Raw genomic sequence first — 18,117 nt, 5'->3', positions numbered from 1 at the left:
ATTAAATTAACTCATAACCATACTGGAGGCGACGAACCACCTCATCGCGAGGGTTAAACATCATGACGTCAATAATCGACAGCCAGGGAATAAACGCCGCGTCAGAATGCGGGTAGTGCCACGGCTGCGGCTGGATAAATTGCAGCGCAAGCCCACGATCGACAAAATCCTGCCGGGAATAGAGCGCCATGCCCCCCGGGGGATTAATATACGTACGGGCGTTCATCACCTGACAAATATCGATGACGCGATCCTGAGACTTTAATGCGTGATTCGCCGGTAACGCAGACGAGACAATCAGCTCGCAGGAGAAGCCGAAATAATCCCGTAGCCTGGTCAGGCCCTGCCACAGATAATTAAACAAGTTATCGTCCGGGTTCTGAATAATCTCCTCAACCACCGGCATTACCGCAGAAAATGACGGTGCGTGGCGATACGCGCCGACAATCTGATTGCACAGCTTGTTGCGGTCAAACGCTGCCGAAAGCTGCCGCTCCCTGATATCCAGAAAGTCCGAGTCCTTTTTTAGCGGCAGTGAGATTAACGACTCCGTACCGCGAACCTGGATACGGTTACGGTTAATCCACCCTTTTTTCGTGTACTTGATGTTGTCATACACCACGAAAGCATCAACGGCCGCCATAAGCTGAAAATAGCCGCAGTACGGGAAAAAATAGGGTTGCATAATCGCCAGCTTCATCGATTTCCTTTCCTATCCATTGACCACCAGCGCAGGCTCTGCCGCGCGAGCGGCATCGACAAACAAGCCCTGAATAATCTCTATAATGCGACGCTGATCGGCCACCGGCAGTCCGGGATAGATCGGCAGGCAAAGCACCGCATGAGAAATTTCATCGGCAACCGGGAGATGTTGTGCATTCGCCGTCGGGAAGTGGCGATACATCGGGAAGGCGCTGATAAGCGGGTAGAAATAACGCCGGGCATAGATATTATGCTTGCGTAATTCCGCATAAATCGCATCCCGGCTGACCGCCGAATCTGCGCGAATAAGTACCGGGAAATAGGAGTAATTCCATTCAATATTGCTGGCCGGTTTAATGTACTCCAGCGCCGGAAGCGCGGCATCGAGCAGCTCAACGTAACGCTGATAAATCACCGCGCGCTCCTGCAGTGCACTGTCGATATACTTTAACTGCAGCAGCCCCATGGCCGCCTGTACTTCATTCATCTTGGCGTTAATACCCGGCGCCATAACGATGGTTTCATCAGCAAAACCAAAGTTTTTCAGATAATCGATCCGCTGTTTGGTTTTGGCGTCGTGGCAAATAATGGCGCCCCCTTCGAAGGTGTTAAAAACCTTGGTGGCGTGGAAGCTCAGTACGGAGAGATCGCCATAATTGAGAATGCTGGCGTTATCCTGTTTGACGCCGAAACAGTGGGCCGCATCGTAAATCACTTTCAGCCCATAGGTATCGGCAATCTTCTGGATGCGTTCCATATCGCACGGAATACCGTAGCAGTGGACCGGCATGATGGCCGTCGTTTTAGGCGTAATCAGTTCTTCAATGCGGTCCGGATCGATATTAAAGGTGACAGGGTCAATATCGGCAAACACCGGCGTCAAATCATTCCACAGCAGGCTGTGAGAGGTGGCGACAAAGGAGTACGGCGTGGTGATCACTTCGCCGGTAATACGTAATGTCTGGAGCGCCGTCAGCAGTGCGAGCGTGCCGTTGGAGAACAGGCAGACATGCTTTACGCCAAGATAGGCCGCCAGCGCCTCTTCCAGTTGCTGATGGAATTGCCCGCTGTTGGTCAAAATTTTACTTTCCCACAAGGTCTCCAGGTAAGGGATGAACTCCTCAAGTGGCGGAAGAAGTGGACTGGTAACGTAGACATTTTTCATAAGTTAATCCTCAGTACCTGTTACCCGGAAACTGTGAGGTGCTTCATCAGCACACCATTTTCGCCAGGCCTCACGAAGGGCCTGCTGGAAAGGAATCGCCACATTGCTCTGCCCCTGAGGCGGGATCGTGCTCCGCATGTTCTGGCGCAGGGCATCGAGGGTTTCCAGTTGGGTTTGCCAGCGCACGGCTTTGTCGAAATAGTCCTGCTGACTGTCTGCAACAAATTCATCCAGCCCGTAGATATGCATAATCTCCAGCCCCTGGCGTGCGGGATACGTTGCCCCAGCCAGAGTCAGCGTTGGGACGCCCATCCAGATGCCATGGCTGGTGGTGGTGCCGCCGTTGTACGGGAAGGAGTCAAGCAGCATGTCCACTTCATGATGCATATGGAGATAGGCCTCCATTCCCGTGGTTTTACGGAAGATCAGCTGTTCATCCGGCACGCCCAGTGCATTCAGCTTTTTGCGGTAGCGCGCGATCATCGCGTCATCATCCATAAAACCAATCAGCAGCCGTGACGTGGCGTTATGCTGCAGAATGCGCGCCCACAGCGCGAACACCCGATCGTTCAATTTTTTAGGACGGTTAAAGCTACCGTAGGTAAACCAGCCGTTCTTCAGGGCTGGCAGCGCATTAACGGCAGGGCTGGACGCATCCGGCTCGAAGAAGTTATCGAGTGGGATCGCAATCAGCTTCTCCGTGAACTGCGCGTCTATCGCCGCATTTCTGACAAACCCGGTACTGATGATGCGGTAATCCATCTGCGTCATCCCGGTCGTGCCCGGGTAGCCCAGCCAGGTGATTTGCACCGGCGCAGGCTTAAAGGCGAACGCAGGAAGTCGCGTCCCGGTGGTATGGCCCGAGAGGTCAAACAGAATATCGATCCCGTCACTGTGGATCTGTTTTGCCAGCTCAACGTTATTGAGATCGGTAACGGATAACCACTTCGTCGAGGTGCTACGGAAGTGCTCCGTGACGGCGTCATCTTTATCGAGCGTGCTATAGCCGTAGAGGGAAAACTGTTTCCGGTCCATGCCATCCCAGAATGGCCGCAGGAAGCGGCTGACGGGATGGTTGCGGAAATCGCCGGAGACAAAGCCGACGCGCAGCGGCCGTTCAGGATCCTTGCTGCCCTGCCACGGCAGCGCCAGGCCGAATTTTTTCGCCCAAGCGCTTACCAGCTCGCCATAGGCAAGATGGCGCTCAAAGAGCACCTCCGGCGAGATGGAAAAATCGTGGGTCAGAACAAACAGCAGGCTGGTGAAGCAGTCAAAATCGCCCGGCGCAAACTCAAGCGATTTTTCGAGGAAATAGCGTGCTTCCGTTAGTTTCTGATTATCACTCAGAATGATGCCCATCATTGCGAGATGCAGCGGGTTCGTGGCGTTATAGCGCAAAGACTCCCTGGCACAGCGTTCAGCCATGGCCATGTTGCGGCGCGAGTGATAGACCACCGCCAGCGTATTCCAGAATGACGCGTTGTTTTTATTCAATCGCAGCAGCGCCTGGAGAATACGGGCTGAATAATGCAACTCACCTTTTTTCTGCAGCACGGTGGCCAGGTCGAACCAGATATCCTGTCCAGCAGAGTAGCGGCTCATCAGTTGACTGAGTGCCGATAAGGCCTCATCCCAGTCGCCCATCAGCAGGCTGGCGCGGGAATAGCAGCGAAGCATATGCAGATTATGGGGATCGTTTTCAATCTGTCCCCGGATGTAATCGCGCGCATCTTTTGCCAGCCCCGCGGCAATCAGGGCGTTTACGTTTTTGTAAATGAGATCGATGGCGGGATCCTGTTCATCCTTCTCCCCTGCCATTATCTGCCCGTCAGCAAGTAAACCGCCCTGCTGCGATCCGACATTAAGCAGCAACAGCGTATCGATGCTGCGTTTGAGATAGTCGACATCGCCCGGGCGTAAATAATGCTGCTGTGCTCTGCGCCATGCTTCAGGGGAGCCTTTCAACAGGCCTTTCGCTTTTAGCGCAGAAAAAAGCGCGCTGCTTCTGGCCTGATTGACATCCATGCCTGCCACCGCAAATTCTCGCTCTTCCTGACTGAGGGTGACGCGCGCGCCCCACAGATTAAGCGTGACGTCAGCGTCATCGCCGGCCTGAAGGGGGGCAATGAAGGCCAACTCACGTTCCGGTTGAACATTGTATGGCCCCGCTGAACCGGCCCAGTACAGCCCCGGAATTTGATTGAGAAACAGATCTTTCAGTGACTCAAGCACCTGCTGAGCGACATCCTCCTCCTTTTCAGGAAGACGGGTGTTGAACACCAGTTGTTCAAACGACAGGCTCAGCGGCCATGCGCCGCCAAGCAGATCGAGAATCTGCAGGGTCGTGGTATTTAGCGTTGAGAAAAACTTCCCTTCCGCGTTGGTATGCGCATTAACGACTTCACCCCGATCGTTGCGGTAACGTCTGAAATCACCGGCCCAGTGCAGCGCGTTTAAGCGGGTAAAATCCAGCGCCGCCGCGTCAAGGGCATCATCACGGGAAAGCAGACTGACGCGCTCGCGACGGTTGACGGCAAAATCGAGATATTGCTGCGCGGCAATCGACGCCTGGCCGGATGAGACCAGAGCGTGCAGCTGATGGATTTGCTCGCTAAAGCTCTCACCCGTTTCGTACTGCGGCAGCGCATCTCCCACGTAGCGTAACCCGCAGGATGAAAGGCTATCGTTGAAGTGAATGAACTGTGCACAGGTATGCGTGGCGCCTGCCAGGATCTCAATAAGGGTGGCGTCGTCAACGCGCTCCATCGCGAGCACATGTTGTTTAATCTCGCCTTCCGGCTGGGTCAGTGCCAGATAGCTGAGCATACCGCGAGCAAATGCCACCTTCTCTTCTGACCGGCCCGCAAGACGTGCGTGGAAGGCCAGCGCATCCTGGACATACTGCGCCGCGGACTCAGGCGGACTAAAGGTCTGGTGGATGGCAATCATGCCGTGCGCCGACAGATGGCGGCGACACCACTGCAACAGCGCGTCACGCTCTGGCATACCTGCAGGAATAAAGTCCCCGCGAATAAGAATGTAATCGAATTCTCCCGGCGACACGTTCAGCACATCGTGAAGACCTGCCGCAACCAGTTCGATATTGGCGATACCCAGACGCTGCGCCTGCCTCTGCCCCGCTGAAACAGCCTCTTCGTTACTCTCAATCCCTATCCCGACACAATCAGGCCAGGCCAGCGCAGCGGATAACAACACATCCCCCTGCCCGCAGCCTAAATCCAGGACGCGCGCGCGCTCAGGCGCCCCGGCAGGAAACTGATACAGAGCAGCGGCCGCCTGCAGGCCCGATAGCGTGAATCGATTATCTGGATACAACATACAGAGAAAGTTCCATGAGTTCAGTGGTTAGGCAAAATAGGTTTGTTGCATCGCAGCTTTGTAGTTCTGATACGCTTCGCCGCCTGATTTTTGCGTGGTCACTGTCCAGCTGAACGTGTCGTCGGTGTAGCGAATGTCGATCAGTTTCTCCAGCGGCTCGCGATGAATGGCCATCTGTTCAACCGCCGGTAGTGCATCCAGAGAAACCGAGAGTGCGACCTGATCAAGGAACCACTCCGCATTACCGCGGCGTAAATTCCAGTCAATAAAGGTGGCGACAAGCGAAAGGTATTTCCGCGAAAGCGCGCCCGGGACCGTATAGACAAAGCCCGCGGGAACCTGCTCCCACGGCGGCGCGCCGTTGCTGTAAGAGAGGACGATCTCGCTCTTCGGAAGATGTGGCGCAATATCTGACCAGTTCTTACGCACCAGACAGTCCGCATCAAGCACCATGATCGGGGACGTGAATACGCTCAGCGCATAGCTGAGGAAAACAAAACGTCTTGAGGCGTACCAGACGTTGATACCAAAAACAGGCGTAATGGTTTCGGCCGTCGCGGATATCACCATGCCCGGAAAACGCTGGTGCAGCGAATTAACGTGCGCCTTTGTCTCATCATCCGGGTTATAAAGATGCAGGTGAACGTTAAGCCGATCGCCATTGGTGTGGTAGACAGACCCTAACAGCGTGAGGGCATGATCGAAGTAATAGCGTTTGTCGCACGCCACCAGAACCGTGGTTTTTCCGTTTTCTTCGGCAGGAAGAAGCCACGCGTAGTGCGAAAAATCAGGCTCATAGTCAGGCATTTTCAGGGCGGAAAAATCGATGAACGATTCAGGACAGCCACCCAGCTTATGAATCCCCGTGACGATCATCAGCATCGTTAACGCGTCTTCACCAATATGTTCAGGATTGGCGGTCAGCTGCTGGATAAGCGTCTGCATCTGATTAAAATCATCTTCCATCAGACACACTAACAACAATATTTTCATCACGGTTGGGGATGGGTTCACCACCGCGTAGTAATTAGAAATCAGGAAGAGTGCGGCTTCAATTTCGTTAATACGGAAGAAGACCTGAATACCCGCCACCAGAAGATTAATGCTGTCGTCGTGCTGAAGCGCCTCTACCACCCAGCCGGTAATGGTGTCGCTCATCTCTTTTGAAAATGGCGTGGGCTTACCCTGATTTTTAAAATCAAACGCGGCGTTTGCGGCAGCAATCGCGCACAGCATGCGCTTAACGGCGAGCTCTTTGTCTGCATCCAGATCGGTCATGGCTTCCATGATCTGGGGTTCGAGCGTGGCAATATCGGAATTTTTATAATGCAGGATTTCGGTAACGATATGCGCAGGCAATGCATCCGTTTCCGGCAGGAAAATTAACCGTGAAAATTCGTCGCGGTAAAACTGATGCAGCGATCGTGTACGCTCGAACTTGTTCATCCCGATTCTCTTAGTAAGATTGCGATTCTTACCCATCGTACAAGGGAATATTCGGGATAATGGAAGGAACACCCCCGGGAATAATGGCTTATTTCGGAGATTGTCTGACGGGCAAAAAAAAAGGTTGCTGTTTCCAGCAACCTTTTGTGAAACAGGCGCGGCGATTAACGCAGCAGAGACAGCATTGCCTGTGGAACCTGGTTTGCCTGAGACAGTACAGAAGTACCAGCCTGCTGCAGGATCTGCGCGCGAGACATGTTGGAAACTTCAGTAGCGTAGTCAGCGTCCTGGATACGGGACTGAGCAGCAGACAGGTTGTTGATAGAGTTGTTCAGGTTGTTGATGGTAGATTCGAAACGGTTCTGAATCGCACCCATGTTAGAACGCGCGGTATCGATTTTCGCGATTGCAGCGTCAGCAGCAGAGATAACAGCCTGTGCAGAGGCGTTATCGGAGATTGCAGTGCTCAGGCCAGCGCTCAGGGTACCAGAGGTGGCGTTGATCAGCGCGTTGCTGTCGATGGAGATGGTGTCGTTAGAAGAAGTACCTGCACCAACCTGAATTTTCAGCGCGGTAGATACGGAACCGTCCAGCAGTTTCTTACCGTTGAAGTTAGCTGCGCCCGCGATACGGTCGATTTCAGCCAGACGCTGGGTGATTTCAGTGTTGATGGAAGTCAGGTCAGAAGAACCGTTAGTGTCGGTAGCAGCCTGAACAGACAGCTCACGAATACGCTGTAAGTTGGTGTTGATTTCGTTCAGGTTACCTTCAGCAGTCTGAACCAGGGAGATACCGTCGTTGGCGTTACGCGCCGCCTGGGTCATACCTTTAACCTGGGAGGTCATGCGGTTAGCAATCGCCTGGCCAGCAGCGTCATCTTTCGCGCTGTTGATACGCAGACCAGAGGACAGACGCTCGATAGCAGTGCCCAGAGAAGACTGAGATTTGTTCAGGTTGTTCTGAGTGGTCAGGGACAACAGGTTAGTATTGATAACTGCCATAATTTAATTCCTTCAAAAATGGTTTCTAGGGTCGGTGCCTTAACACTCACGGCGTCTCTCACCGTCATGAAAGTTATCGACGGGTCTGAATAAGACTTTAGAAATTTCGTCAAAAAATTATTAACCCAATGATTTTAATAAATTTATAGTTATTAAACTCTACCCAGAACGGCATCAGAAACCCTATTTTTGAGGAAATGTTTTCGCATTTTATTGTTCACGCGTTTTTCTTTTATATATGCCTCTCACGCGCCAATAGTGCTATATGGCCGTAAGGTTGAGCGCTATTCAGTCGATAATTTTTTTACCTGAAACGTAAACTATCTGCATAAGTCGCCGATAACTACCTGAAACTACCATTGGCTAAAGGAAATAAAAAAATGGCGAGTAGCTCAATCACTCTCTCTTCAGGCGCGACAATTACGAGTCTGGGCGTAGGTTCGGGTCTGGATCTGGCAACACTGTATAACAATCTCGAAACGGCTGAAAAAACCAAGCTGAACACCATCACCAATCAGCAGACCTCCTATAATGCCCAGCTGAGCGCGTTCAGTAAGTTGCAAAGTGCAATGACGTCACTGAATACCGCCACTGCAGCCCTGGGCAAAACGGATACCTGGAACGCGGCGTCTATTGGCTCGACCAACACCGCCTTCAGCGCCACGACCACGGCCGGTGCAGCGGTAGGTTCCTATAGCGTGCAGGTTAAATCGCTGGCGAAAGCCCAGGTATTAACCTCCGCCGTCCAGACCAGTGCCACCGCACAGCTGGGGGCGACCACCGGCACGACGCGCACCATCACCATCAGCCAGCCAGGCACCACCAAACCGCTGACGGTTGATCTTGCTGACGGCGACACCAGCCTGAACGGCATTGCCAGCGCGATTAACAAGGCTAACGGCAACGTCACGGCGACGGTAGTGAAGTCGAAGGACAACGAGTACACGCTGATGCTGTCCTCTAAAACCACCGGCACGGCCAATGACATGACGGTGACAGTGACCGGTGACGACACGTTAAAAGGCATTATCAGCTACGATTCAGCGACGAATACCGGCGCGATGAAGCAACAAACCGCGTCTCAGAACGCCGTGGTCACCATCAACGACATCGACATTGAACGTTCTACAAACACGATTAATGACGCGCTGCCGGGCGTGACCCTCACGCTGAAGGCAGAAAGCACCAAGAGCGAAAATTTAGATGTCACCCGCTCTACCGATGCCACCAAAAAAGCCGTGACGGATTGGGTCACCGCCTACAACTCCCTGCAGTCGACCATCGCCAGCATCACCAAATATGTGAAGGTGGAAGCCGGTGCCGATCAGTCTGCCAGCAACGGTGCACTGCTGGGTGACAACACCGTGCGTTCTGTGCAGTCACAGCTGCGCGATATGTTGACCGTCGTCCAGTCTGGCTCTTACGCGATCATGGCCCAGCTCGGTATTACCCAGGATCCTACCGTGGGTGCTGACGGCTCAATGGGTAACCTGAAAATCGACGATGCAAAACTGACAAAAGCACTGACCGACAGCCCGGAAGCGGTACAGGCCTACTTTGTTGGCGATGGCAAAACAACCGGTCTGGCCACGCAGATGGGCGCAACCCTGACCACCATGCTGAGTACGACCACCGGTAAAGAAGGGATCATCAAAAGCGCCACTGACGGTATCAACAGCACGTTGAAAACCCTGGATAAGCGCTACGACGCAATGGAAGCGAGCATCGAAGCCACGATGGCCCGTTATAAATCCCAGTTCAACAGTCTTGATACCATGATGAGTAAACTGAATAACACGGCCACCTACCTGAAACAGCAATTTAGTTCTTAGTCGTAAGGAACGTATATGTATGCACAAAATGGCGCCCGAGCTTATCAGCAGGTCGGGCTGGAAAGCGCGGTGCTAAGTGCCAGTCCGCATCAACTTGTCGTAATGCTGTTTGACGGGGCACTGAGTGCCCTTGTCCGCGCCCGGCTTTTCCTGGACGAAGGTAAAATCACCGAAAAGGGTGAAGCCTTATCGAAGGCAATCAATATTATCGATAATGGTTTAAAAGCCGGTCTGAATATGGACATCGACAGTGAATTACCGGGCAACCTTGCCGCGCTGTACGAGTACATGGTCAGACGTTTGTTGCATGCCAATCTGCGTAACGACGTGGAGGCGATTGTAGAGGTCGAAGCGCTGCTCAATAACATTGCGGATGCGTGGAAACAAATTGGTCCCAATGGTCCTTCTTCTCAGGATATCTATTGATGAATAATCCAGCGTCCGCTCTTGATAACTGGCAGGCCCTCTATAACCTCAGCCTTACCATGCTAAAACATGCTCGTTCCGGTCTCTGGGACGAGCTCATTACGCTGGAGATTTCTTATGTTCAGCTGGTAGAGAACATCTCCAAAAACCCTATATCCGAGGCACATCCATCGCAGATTGAGCAGGCACGTTTTTTACTCGAGAAGGTTCTGCAAAACGAGACCGAGTTAAAAATGTTGCTTGCCGCACGCATGGACGAACTGCGCAGCCTCATTGATCAAACCGGTAAACAGCAATCCATCACATCAACCTATGGAAAGCTGTCAGGGAATATTCTTTATCCAGAAAGTTTGACCCGCGACACACAATTATGATTTCTTCATCCATACTCCAGAAGTCAGCCAAACGGCTTCTGGAGCACGGACGATGAAAAACCCCACCCTGTTACAATGTTTTCACTGGTATTACCCTGCAGGCGGTGAATTGTGGCGAGAGGTCGCGGCATTAGCCCCCAATCTTAACGAAATCGGCATCAATATGATCTGGCTGCCCCCGGCCTATAAAGGCGCATCCGGCGGGTATTCGGTCGGGTATGATTCATACGACCTGTTCGATCTCGGCGAGTTTGACCAGAAAGGGAGCGTGGCCACCAAATACGGTGATAAAGCCCAACTGCTGGAAGCCATTGATGCGCTCAAGAGCAATGACATCGCGGTGCTGCTGGATGTGGTGGTCAACCACAAAATGGGCGCCGATGAGAAAGAGCAGGTTCGCGTTCAGCGCGTGAACGAACAGGACCGCACGCAAATCGATGATGAGATCATCGAGTGCGAAGCCTGGACCCGCTACACCTTCCCTGTCCGCGCCGGCCAGTATTCGCAGTTTGTCTGGGATTACAAATGCTTCAGCGGCATCGACCACATCGAAAACCCCAATGAGGATGGCATCTTCAAAATCGTCAATGATTACACCGGCGAAGGCTGGAACGATCAGGTTGATGATGAAATGGGTAATTTCGACTATCTGATGGGCGAAAATATCGATTTTCGTAACCATGCCGTGACGGAGGAGATCAAGTACTGGGCGCGCTGGGTCATGGAACAAACCGGCTGCGACGGATTCCGCCTGGATGCGGTCAAACACATCCCCGCCTGGTTCTATAAGGAGTGGATTGAACACGTCCAGGAAGTGGCGACGCAGCCGCTGTTTATCGTCGCGGAATACTGGTCGCACGAGGTGGATAAACTGCAGGCCTATATTAATCAGGTCGAGGGTAAAACAATGCTGTTTGATGCCCCCCTGCAGATGAAATTCCACGAGGCCTCGCGCCAGGGACGGGACTACGACATGAGCCAGATTTTCACCGGCACGCTGGTGGAGGCCGATCCGTTCCACGCGGTGACGCTGGTTGCCAACCATGATACCCAGCCGTTGCAGGCGCTTGAAGCGCCGGTGGAAGCCTGGTTTAAACCGCTGGCCTACGCCCTGATCCTGCTGCGGGAAAATGGCGTGCCGAGCGTGTTTTATCCCGACCTCTTCGGCGCCAGCTATGACGATACCGGGGGAGACGGTGAAACCTACCACATTGATATGCCGGTGATTGAGCAGCTTCATGAGCTGATCCTCGCCCGTCAGCGCTTTGCCCACGGCGTGCAGACGCTGTTTTTTGACCACCCTAACTGTATCGCGTTCAGCCGCAGTGGCACCGATGAGGATCCCGGCTGTGTGGTGGTGATGTCCAATGGGGATGATGGCGAGAAGGTGATCTGCCTTGGGGAAAACTACGGCAACAAAACCTGGCGTGATTTTCTTGGCAATCGTGAAGAAACGGTCACCACCGCGGCGGATGGCGAAGGGACTTTTACCTGCAAAGGTGGAAGCGTGAGTGTGTGGGTGATTGAGGATGCGTTGTAGTATTTGACGAGTGCGGCCTGATGCCCTCACCCCGGCCCTCTCCCACAGGGCTGAGGGTTCCCCAGTAATTTTTTTACCAAAAGCGACGAATGTTGTTTCAGGAAAATAAATGACTTACAGCAACGCCCTGGTCCGGCTGTAAATCGCTGAGGCGTTTCCTGCAGGCCGGGGCGAGGCGCATGGATGCGCCGAGAGGGCGGGTTTACAGGGATGTTACATCCGCCCGTCCCCGATAAGCCGGAAGGAATAAGCCGAGGGCACCGCGAAGCGGCGATTTACCGCCGGGAGCCCGGGTCGCCAGGGTGGTGGCGACTGAGCCACCCTGGCACGTTCACAGGTTATGTCGTAACAGAGTAGCAAGGAACATAAAGTGAACGGAATGACCTCCACAGCCGTATGTTCCCCCTCACCCCAGCCCTCTCCCCTAAGAGGAGAGGGGGCCGTCCGTGCGTGCTTTTTCTGTGGGGAACCCTCAGCCCACAGGAAGAGGGTGCAAACACCAAAAACGGCTACGGTAGCTTACTTTCCAGCGGATTTTTGCTCAGGTAATCGGCACACTCCACCGTTGGGCGATCGACCTTCTGCAGCTCCATGCCATCATACTCCAGCACCGAGCCATCGCGCTCCAGCGGGTAGATATCCAGCTTGCTGGTCACGTTGTAATAGCTGTCTGAACGCAGCATGATTTTTCCCGGCACGGCAATCACGCGCTGCCATTGACGGCAGTCCAGCGTATCGCCCTCCTCCGTCACCACCAGCGTGGCAATCGCCTCCGGGCTGACCATTTTGCTCTGCGGCCCCTTTGACTGCCAGTATCCCGCCAGATGCGCCGGAACGGGATGCTTAATCACATCCTGATAATTATCCACCTGTACGCACCCGGTGAGTGCCAGCAGCGCGCCAGCAATTGCTATTTTTTTCATCATCTTTCCTGCATTCGAAGAAAAAAATATTGTGGCATTAAAGCGCTGAGGCTGCCAGCGAAGATCGTCCAGGTCTTAGACCTGCATCCCCATGACTTCCTGATACGCAGACACCAGCTTATTACGCACCTGGATCCCCATCTGCAGAGAGACCGAGGCTTTTTGCAAATCGGTCATCACATCGTTCAGCGCCACACCCGGTTCACCAAGGGTAAACTTCTCAGCCTGGGTACGCGCGGCGGTCTGGGTGTCGCTGATACGGTCAAGCGCGGCATGCAACTGCCCGGCAAAACTGATGGTCGGCTGTTGATCTGCCACATTCTGATTACGGGCCGTCATTGCCGTTGCCTGCAACTGACTGATAACCCCTTCAATGCCCTGTATAGCCATGACTCTCCCCTGGATGGTTTTTTACGCGGTCAAGACTAACAGCTTGTCAATAAGATAATGGCGGTAAATAGCGATAAAAAACCAGGTTATTTGACCCATAGAAAATCACGAATCATCAAATAATGGCTGGGCCATCAATATGGAACTTTTGTCGTGTTTGCCGACCCGGGAGTCAGTTTTGTTTCTCTACACGAATAACGTAAACCACCAGGATTTAAGAGGTGCGCAATGACTGCAACAGCATCGACAGCGCCACAAAATAAATCACTCGAGTGGATGAACCGCCTTCGCGCGAATCCTAAAATCCCGTTGATCGTGGCAGGCGCTGCCGCAATTGCGATCCTTGTAGCGATGGTCTTGTGGGCGAAAAGCCCTGATTACCGCACGCTTTACAGTAATCTTTCCGATCAGGATGGCGGTGCCATCGTCACCCAGCTTACCCAGATGAACATCCCTTATCGCTTTGCCGATAACGGGGGGGCGCTTGAGGTTCCGGCGGATAAGGTCCATGAACTCCGTCTGCGCCTGGCGCAGCAGGGTCTGCCGAAAGGCGGCGCGGTGGGTTTTGAACTGCTGGATCAGGAAAAATTCGGTATCAGCCAGTTCAGCGAGCAGGTGAACTACCAGCGTGCGCTGGAAGGTGAACTGGCCCGTACTATTGAAACATTAGGCCCGGTGAAGAGCGCCCGCGTGCATCTGGCCATGCCTAAGCCGTCGCTGTTTGTGCGCGAACAGAAATCCCCGTCTGCCTCCGTCACCGTCAACCTTGAGCCAGGCCGTGCGCTGGACGAAGGGCAGATCAGCGCGGTCACCCATTTAGTCTCCAGCGCCGTCGCCGGTTTACCGCCGGGTAATGTGACGCTTGTGGATCAGAGTGGTCATCTGCTAACCCAAAGCAATACCGCCGGTCGCGATCTGAATGACGCGCAGCTGAAATACGCCGCCGATGTGGAAGCGCGTCTCCAGCGCCGTATCGAAGCGATCCTCGGCCCGGTCGTGGGTAACAGCAACGTGCATGCGCAGGTCACCGCGCAGATCGACTTCTCTAATAAAGAACAGACCGAAGAGCAGTACAGCCCGAACGGCGATCCGGCTCAGGCGGTGATGCGTTCACGTCAGGTTAACGAAAACGAACAGGTTGGCGGTGCATACCCAGGCGGCGTGCCGGGCGCACTCTCTAACCAGCCTGCCCCGGCTAACGCGGCGCCTATTTCTACGCCACCAGCCAACCAGCAGAACGGTCAGCAAAATCAGCAGACCACAACCTCGACGGCCAGCAATGCCGGTCCACGTACCAGCAGCCGTAACGAAACCACGAACTACGAAGTTGATCGGACTATCCGCCACACGAAACTGAACGTGGGTGATATTCAGCGTCTGTCGGTGGCCGTGGTGGTGAACTACAAAACGCTGCCCAATGGCAAACCGCTGCCGCTGACAGCTGAGCAGATGAAGCAGATCGAAGACCTGACCCGTGAAGCCATGGGTTACTCCGAGAAGCGTGGCGATAGCCTCAACGTGGTGAATTCACCGTTCAACGCGGTGGATGAGACCGGCGGTGAGCTGCCGTTCTGGCAACAGCAGGCGTTTATCGATCAGCTGATGTCCGCAGGTCGCTGGCTGCTGGTGCTGATTGTCGCCTGGCTGCTGTGGCGTAAGGGCGTCCGTCCTCAGCTGCAGCGTCGTGCAGAAGCCGAGAAAGCGGCTCGCGAACAGATGAACGCGCGTCAGGAAGTGGAAGAAGCGGTTGAAGTTCGCCTCAGTAAAGACGAACAGATGCAGCAGCGTCGTGCTAACCAGCGCATGGGCGCTGAGGTCATGAGCCAGCGCATTCGCGAAATGTCAGATAACGATCCGCGCGTCGTGGCGCTGGTCATCCGCCAGTGGATGGGTAACGAACATGAGTAATACGCTTACGGGCACCGATAAAAGCGTCATCCTGCTGATGACCATTGGCGAAGATCGTGCGGCAGAGGTGTTTAAACACCTCTCCCAGCGAGAAGTACAAATTCTGAGTGCGGCCATGGCCAACGTGCGTCAGATCTCCAACAAACAGCTGACCGAAGTGTTGTCGGAGTTTGAGCAGGAAGCCGAACAGTTTGCAGCGCTCAACGTCAACGCCAACGACTACCTGCGCTCCGTGCTGGTCAAGGCGCTGGGCGAAGAGCGTGCCGCCAGCCTGCTGGAAGATATTCTCGAAACGCGCGATACCGCCAGCGGGATCGAAACGCTCAACTTTATGGAGCCGCAGAGTGCCGCCGACCTTATTCGCGACGAGCACCCGCAGATTATCGCCACCATTCTTGTCCACCTCAAACGGGGTCAGGCGGCCGATATTCTGGCCCTGTTCGAAGAGCGCCTGCGTCACGATGTGATGCTGCGTATCGCCACCTTCGGCGGTGTCCAGCCAGCGGCGCTGGCAGAGCTGACCGAAGTGCTGAACAACCTGCTCGACGGTCAGAACCTCAAGCGCAGCAAAATGGGCGGCGTGAGAACGGCGGCGGAAATCATCAACCTGATGAAAACCCAGCAGGAAGAGGCGGTTATTTCGGCGGTTCGCGAGTTCGACGGCGAACTGGCGCAGAAAATTATCGACGAGATGTTCCTGTTCGAAAACCTGGTCGAAGTGGACGATCGCAGCATCCAGCGCCTGCTCCAGGAAGTGGACTCCGAGTCGCTGCTTATCGCCCTCAAGGGTGCCGAACAGCCGCTGCGCGAGAAGTTCCTGCGCAACATGTCGCAGCGTGCGGCAGATATCCTGCGCGACGACCTTGCCAACCGTGGCCCGGTGCGTCTGTCTCAGGTGGAAAACGAACAGAAAGCGATCCTGCTCATCGTTCGTCGTCTGGCAGAAACCGGCGAGATGGTAATTGGCAGCGGAGACGACACCTATGTCTAATGAGCTGCCGTGGAAGCGCTGGACGCCTGACGATCTGGCCCCTGCCCTCTCTGAATTCACCCCGGCTGTCGTAGCGTCGCCCGAGGAGGGCGACACCGACGTCGAGGTGCCTGAACTGAGCGAAGAAGAACAGCGCACGCAGATGCTGGCGCAGTTACAAATGCAGGCGCATGAGCAGGGTTTTAATGCAGGTCTGAACGAAGGCCGACAGAAAGGCCATGACCAGGGTTATCAGGAAGGTCTGGCGAAAGGGTTAGAACAGGGTATTGAGCAGGCGCGCCAGCAACAGGCGCCTCTCCATGCCCGTATGCAGCAGCTGGTCAGCGAGTTCCAGCACACCCTGGATGCGCTGGACAGCGTGATTGCTTCCCGGTTGATGCAGATGGCGCTGGAAGCAGCCCGTCAGGTGATTGGCCAGACCCCGGCGGTTGATAATTCGGCGCTGATCAAACAAATTCAGGGCCTGTTGCAGCAAGAGCCGTTGTTCAGCGGGAAACCGCAGCTGCGGGTTCACCCGGACGATCTTCAGCGCGTGGAAGAGAGCCTGGGTGCCACTCTGAGCCTGCACGGCTGGCGTCTGCGCGGTGACCCGTCGCTACATCACGGTGGATGCAAAGTCTCCGCCGATGAAGGCGATCTGGATGCCAGCGTCGCCACCCGCTGGCAGGAACTGTGCCGCCTGGCGGCACCGGGAGTCGTCTGATGACCGCACGCCTCACTCGCTGGCTCAACACGCTCGATAACTTTGAAACGAAGATGGCGCAACTGCCATCTGTTCGTCGTTATGGGCGCCTGACCCGTGCCACCGGTCTGGTGCTGGAAGCCACCGGCCTGCAGCTGCCTCTGGGGGCCACCTGCGTAATCGAGCGCCAGGATGGGCAGGAAACGCGGGAAGTGGAAAGCGAAGTGGTGGGCTTTAACGGCCAGCGTCTTTTCCTGATGCCGCTTGAAGAGGTGGAAGGCATTCTGCCCGGCGCGCGCGTCTATGCGAAAAACATCATCGGCGATGGTCTGCAAAGCGGTAAGCAGCTCCCGCTCGGCCCCGCCCTGCTGGGCCGCGTGCTGGACGGCAGCGGTAAACCGCTCGACGGCCTGCCCGCTCCAGACACCACCGAAACCGGCGCGCTGATCACCCAACCATTTAACCCCCTGCAACGTACCCCGATCGAACATGTTCTTGATACCGGCGTGCGCCCGATCAACGCCCTGCTGACCGTCGGTCGCGGCCAGCGTATGGGGCTGTTCGCCGGCTCAGGGGTCGGTAAATCGGTCCTGCTCGGCATGATGGCCCGTTACACCCAGGCCGATGTGATCGTCGTGGGGCTGATCGGTGAACGTGGTCGTGAAGTTAAAGACTTCATTGAAAACATTCTGGGTGCGGAAGGCCGCGCCCGCTCGGTGGTCATCGCCGCCCCGGCGGATGTCTCGCCGTTGCTGCGTATGCAGGGGGCAGCCTATGCCACCCGTATCGCCGAAGATTTCCGTGACCGTGGTCAGCACGTGCTGCTGATCATGGACTCCCTGACCCGTTACGCGATGGCGCAGCGTGAAATCGCTCTCGCCATCGGTGAGCCACCGGCCACCAAAGGCTATCCGCCGTCGGTCTTTGCCAAACTCCCGGCGCTGGTTGAACGCGCAGGAAACGGCATCAGCGGCGGTGGCTCCATCACCGCGTTTTATACGGTGCTGACCGAAGGCGACGACCAGCAGGACCCGATTGCCGACTCCGCGCGTGCGATCCTCGACGGTCATATTGTGTTATCCCGCCGGCTGGCGGAAGCCGGACACTATCCGGCGATTGATATTGAAGCATCCATCAGCCGCGCAATGACGGCGCTGATAACCGAGAAGCACTACGCCCGCGTGCGTAACTTCAAACAACTGCTCTCCAGCTTCCAGCGCAACCGCGATCTGGTGAGCGTGGGGGCGTATGCCAAAGGCAGCGATCCCATGCTCGACAAAGCGATTACCCTGTGGCCGCAGCTGGAGGCATTTTTGCAACAAGGCATTTTTGAACGCGCCGACTGGGAAGATTCAATTCAGGCTCTGGAGCTGATTTTCCCGCAGGTGTAACACAGGT

Annotated in this window: 15 protein-coding genes; 8 read left to right on the top strand and 7 right to left on the bottom strand. The window is 55.0% G+C overall.

What is annotated here, in order from left to right; translation table 11 throughout:
• Window position 1 precedes the first annotated feature (1 nt).
• From EKN38_RS12320 to EKN38_RS12300, 5 genes are all read right to left on the bottom strand, one after another.
• Window positions 2–700: a WbqC family protein gene (locus EKN38_RS12320; protein ID WP_014832464.1), complete on the bottom strand. Its 699-nt coding sequence runs from the start codon at window positions 698–700 to the stop codon at window positions 2–4.
• A gap of 12 nt (window positions 701–712) precedes the next feature.
• The gene (locus EKN38_RS12315) at window positions 713–1,867 is read right to left on the bottom strand and encodes a DegT/DnrJ/EryC1/StrS family aminotransferase (protein ID WP_014832465.1); all 1,155 of its coding nucleotides are present in this window, start codon (window positions 1,865–1,867) and stop codon (window positions 713–715) included.
• A gap of 3 nt (window positions 1,868–1,870) precedes the next feature.
• The gene (locus EKN38_RS12310) at window positions 1,871–5,206 is read right to left on the bottom strand and encodes a bifunctional class I SAM-dependent methyltransferase/glycosyltransferase (RefSeq protein ID WP_014832466.1); all 3,336 of its coding nucleotides are present in this window, start codon (window positions 5,204–5,206) and stop codon (window positions 1,871–1,873) included.
• A gap of 27 nt (window positions 5,207–5,233) precedes the next feature.
• Entirely contained in the window at window positions 5,234–6,652 is a 1,419-nt protein-coding gene (locus EKN38_RS12305; RefSeq protein WP_014832467.1) for a hypothetical protein, read from the bottom strand.
• 164 nt (window positions 6,653–6,816) lie between these two features.
• A complete protein-coding gene (locus EKN38_RS12300; protein WP_014832468.1) occupies window positions 6,817–7,653 on the bottom strand; it encodes a flagellin in 837 nt (278 codons plus the stop codon).
• Window positions 7,654–8,033: 380 nt separating this feature from the next.
• On the opposite strand from EKN38_RS12300, the gene fliD reads away from it, so the two are divergent.
• From fliD to amyA, 4 genes are read left to right on the top strand one after another with little or no spacing between them, the layout of a single operon-like run.
• Window positions 8,034–9,485 carry a flagellar filament capping protein FliD gene (gene fliD, locus EKN38_RS12295; RefSeq protein WP_014832469.1) on the top strand — a complete coding sequence of 484 codons (1,452 nt, stop codon included), beginning with the start codon at window positions 8,034–8,036 and terminating at the stop codon, window positions 9,483–9,485.
• 15 nt (window positions 9,486–9,500) lie between these two features.
• Entirely contained in the window at window positions 9,501–9,911 is a 411-nt protein-coding gene (fliS, locus tag EKN38_RS12290; protein WP_014832470.1) for a flagellar export chaperone FliS, read from the top strand.
• Window positions 9,911–10,285: a flagella biosynthesis regulatory protein FliT gene (fliT, locus tag EKN38_RS12285; RefSeq protein ID WP_014832471.1), complete on the top strand. Its 375-nt coding sequence runs from the start codon at window positions 9,911–9,913 to the stop codon at window positions 10,283–10,285. Before fliS ends, fliT begins: the two co-directional genes overlap by 1 nt.
• 52 nt (window positions 10,286–10,337) lie before the next feature.
• Window positions 10,338–11,825, top strand: a complete 1,488-nt coding sequence (gene amyA, locus EKN38_RS12280; RefSeq protein WP_126522103.1) for an alpha-amylase — start codon at window positions 10,338–10,340, stop codon at window positions 11,823–11,825.
• A 509-nt stretch (window positions 11,826–12,334) separates the two neighbouring features.
• On the opposite strand, the gene yedD is transcribed toward amyA, so the two are convergent.
• Both yedD and fliE read right to left on the bottom strand, forming a co-directional pair.
• Window positions 12,335–12,748 (bottom strand): lipoprotein YedD, encoded by a 414-nt coding sequence (gene yedD, locus EKN38_RS12275; protein WP_014832473.1) that lies wholly within the window; start codon window positions 12,746–12,748, stop codon window positions 12,335–12,337.
• 75 nt (window positions 12,749–12,823) lie between these two features.
• The gene (gene fliE / locus EKN38_RS12270) at window positions 12,824–13,138 is read right to left on the bottom strand and encodes a flagellar hook-basal body complex protein FliE (RefSeq protein WP_014832474.1); all 315 of its coding nucleotides are present in this window, start codon (window positions 13,136–13,138) and stop codon (window positions 12,824–12,826) included.
• A 228-nt stretch (window positions 13,139–13,366) separates the two neighbouring features.
• Here fliE and fliF point away from each other — a divergent pair, with 228 nt between their 5' ends.
• The 4 genes from fliF to fliI are packed head-to-tail and all read left to right on the top strand — an operon-like array spanning window position 13,367 to window position 18,110.
• On the top strand, window positions 13,367–15,046 hold the full coding sequence (fliF, locus tag EKN38_RS12265) for a flagellar basal-body MS-ring/collar protein FliF (RefSeq protein ID WP_014832475.1): 1,680 nt from the start codon (window positions 13,367–13,369) through the stop codon (window positions 15,044–15,046).
• Window positions 15,039–16,037 carry a flagellar motor switch protein FliG gene (gene fliG, locus EKN38_RS12260; RefSeq protein ID WP_014832476.1) on the top strand — a complete coding sequence of 333 codons (999 nt, stop codon included), beginning with the start codon at window positions 15,039–15,041 and terminating at the stop codon, window positions 16,035–16,037. The genes fliF and fliG overlap by 8 nt, the downstream gene beginning before the upstream one ends.
• A complete protein-coding gene (gene fliH / locus EKN38_RS12255; protein ID WP_014832477.1) occupies window positions 16,030–16,740 on the top strand; it encodes a flagellar assembly protein FliH in 711 nt (236 codons plus the stop codon). The genes fliG and fliH overlap by 8 nt, the downstream gene beginning before the upstream one ends.
• Window positions 16,740–18,110 carry a flagellar protein export ATPase FliI gene (gene fliI, locus EKN38_RS12250; RefSeq protein ID WP_014832478.1) on the top strand — a complete coding sequence of 457 codons (1,371 nt, stop codon included), beginning with the start codon at window positions 16,740–16,742 and terminating at the stop codon, window positions 18,108–18,110. The genes fliH and fliI overlap by 1 nt, the downstream gene beginning before the upstream one ends.
• The last annotated feature ends 7 nt before the right edge of the window (window positions 18,111–18,117 follow it).

This window comes from Enterobacter sp. WCHEn045836, assembly GCF_003965585.1.
GTDB lineage: Bacteria > Pseudomonadota > Gammaproteobacteria > Enterobacterales > Enterobacteriaceae > Enterobacter > Enterobacter dissolvens.
The sequence above is the reverse complement of the archived record's forward strand: the minus strand, read 5'-3'. Positions and strand labels throughout refer to the sequence as shown.

Excerpts from the sequence above, each read along its gene's own strand:
- fliF (WP_014832475.1), top strand. The coding sequence starts at position 13,367 with ATGACTGCAACAGCATCGACAGCGCCACAAAATAAATCACTCGAGTGG.
- yedD (WP_014832473.1), bottom strand. The coding sequence starts at position 12,748 with ATGAAAAAAATAGCAATTGCTGGCGCGCTGCTGGCACTCACCGGGTGC.
- fliH (WP_014832477.1), top strand. The coding sequence starts at position 16,030 with ATGTCTAATGAGCTGCCGTGGAAGCGCTGGACGCCTGACGATCTGGCC.
- EKN38_RS12320 (WP_014832464.1), bottom strand. The coding sequence starts at position 700 with ATGAAGCTGGCGATTATGCAACCCTATTTTTTCCCGTACTGCGGCTAT.
- EKN38_RS12310 (WP_014832466.1), bottom strand. The coding sequence starts at position 5,206 with ATGTTGTATCCAGATAATCGATTCACGCTATCGGGCCTGCAGGCGGCC.
- EKN38_RS12315 (WP_014832465.1), bottom strand. The coding sequence starts at position 1,867 with ATGAAAAATGTCTACGTTACCAGTCCACTTCTTCCGCCACTTGAGGAG.
- fliG (WP_014832476.1), top strand. The coding sequence starts at position 15,039 with ATGAGTAATACGCTTACGGGCACCGATAAAAGCGTCATCCTGCTGATG.
- fliS (WP_014832470.1), top strand. The coding sequence starts at position 9,501 with ATGTATGCACAAAATGGCGCCCGAGCTTATCAGCAGGTCGGGCTGGAA.
- fliT (WP_014832471.1), top strand. The coding sequence starts at position 9,911 with ATGAATAATCCAGCGTCCGCTCTTGATAACTGGCAGGCCCTCTATAAC.
- fliD (WP_014832469.1), top strand. The coding sequence starts at position 8,034 with ATGGCGAGTAGCTCAATCACTCTCTCTTCAGGCGCGACAATTACGAGT.
- fliI (WP_014832478.1), top strand. The coding sequence starts at position 16,740 with ATGACCGCACGCCTCACTCGCTGGCTCAACACGCTCGATAACTTTGAA.
- EKN38_RS12300 (WP_014832468.1), bottom strand. The coding sequence starts at position 7,653 with ATGGCAGTTATCAATACTAACCTGTTGTCCCTGACCACTCAGAACAAC.
- EKN38_RS12305 (WP_014832467.1), bottom strand. The coding sequence starts at position 6,652 with ATGAACAAGTTCGAGCGTACACGATCGCTGCATCAGTTTTACCGCGAC.
- fliE (WP_014832474.1), bottom strand. The coding sequence starts at position 13,138 with ATGGCTATACAGGGCATTGAAGGGGTTATCAGTCAGTTGCAGGCAACG.
- amyA (WP_126522103.1), top strand. The coding sequence starts at position 10,338 with ATGAAAAACCCCACCCTGTTACAATGTTTTCACTGGTATTACCCTGCA.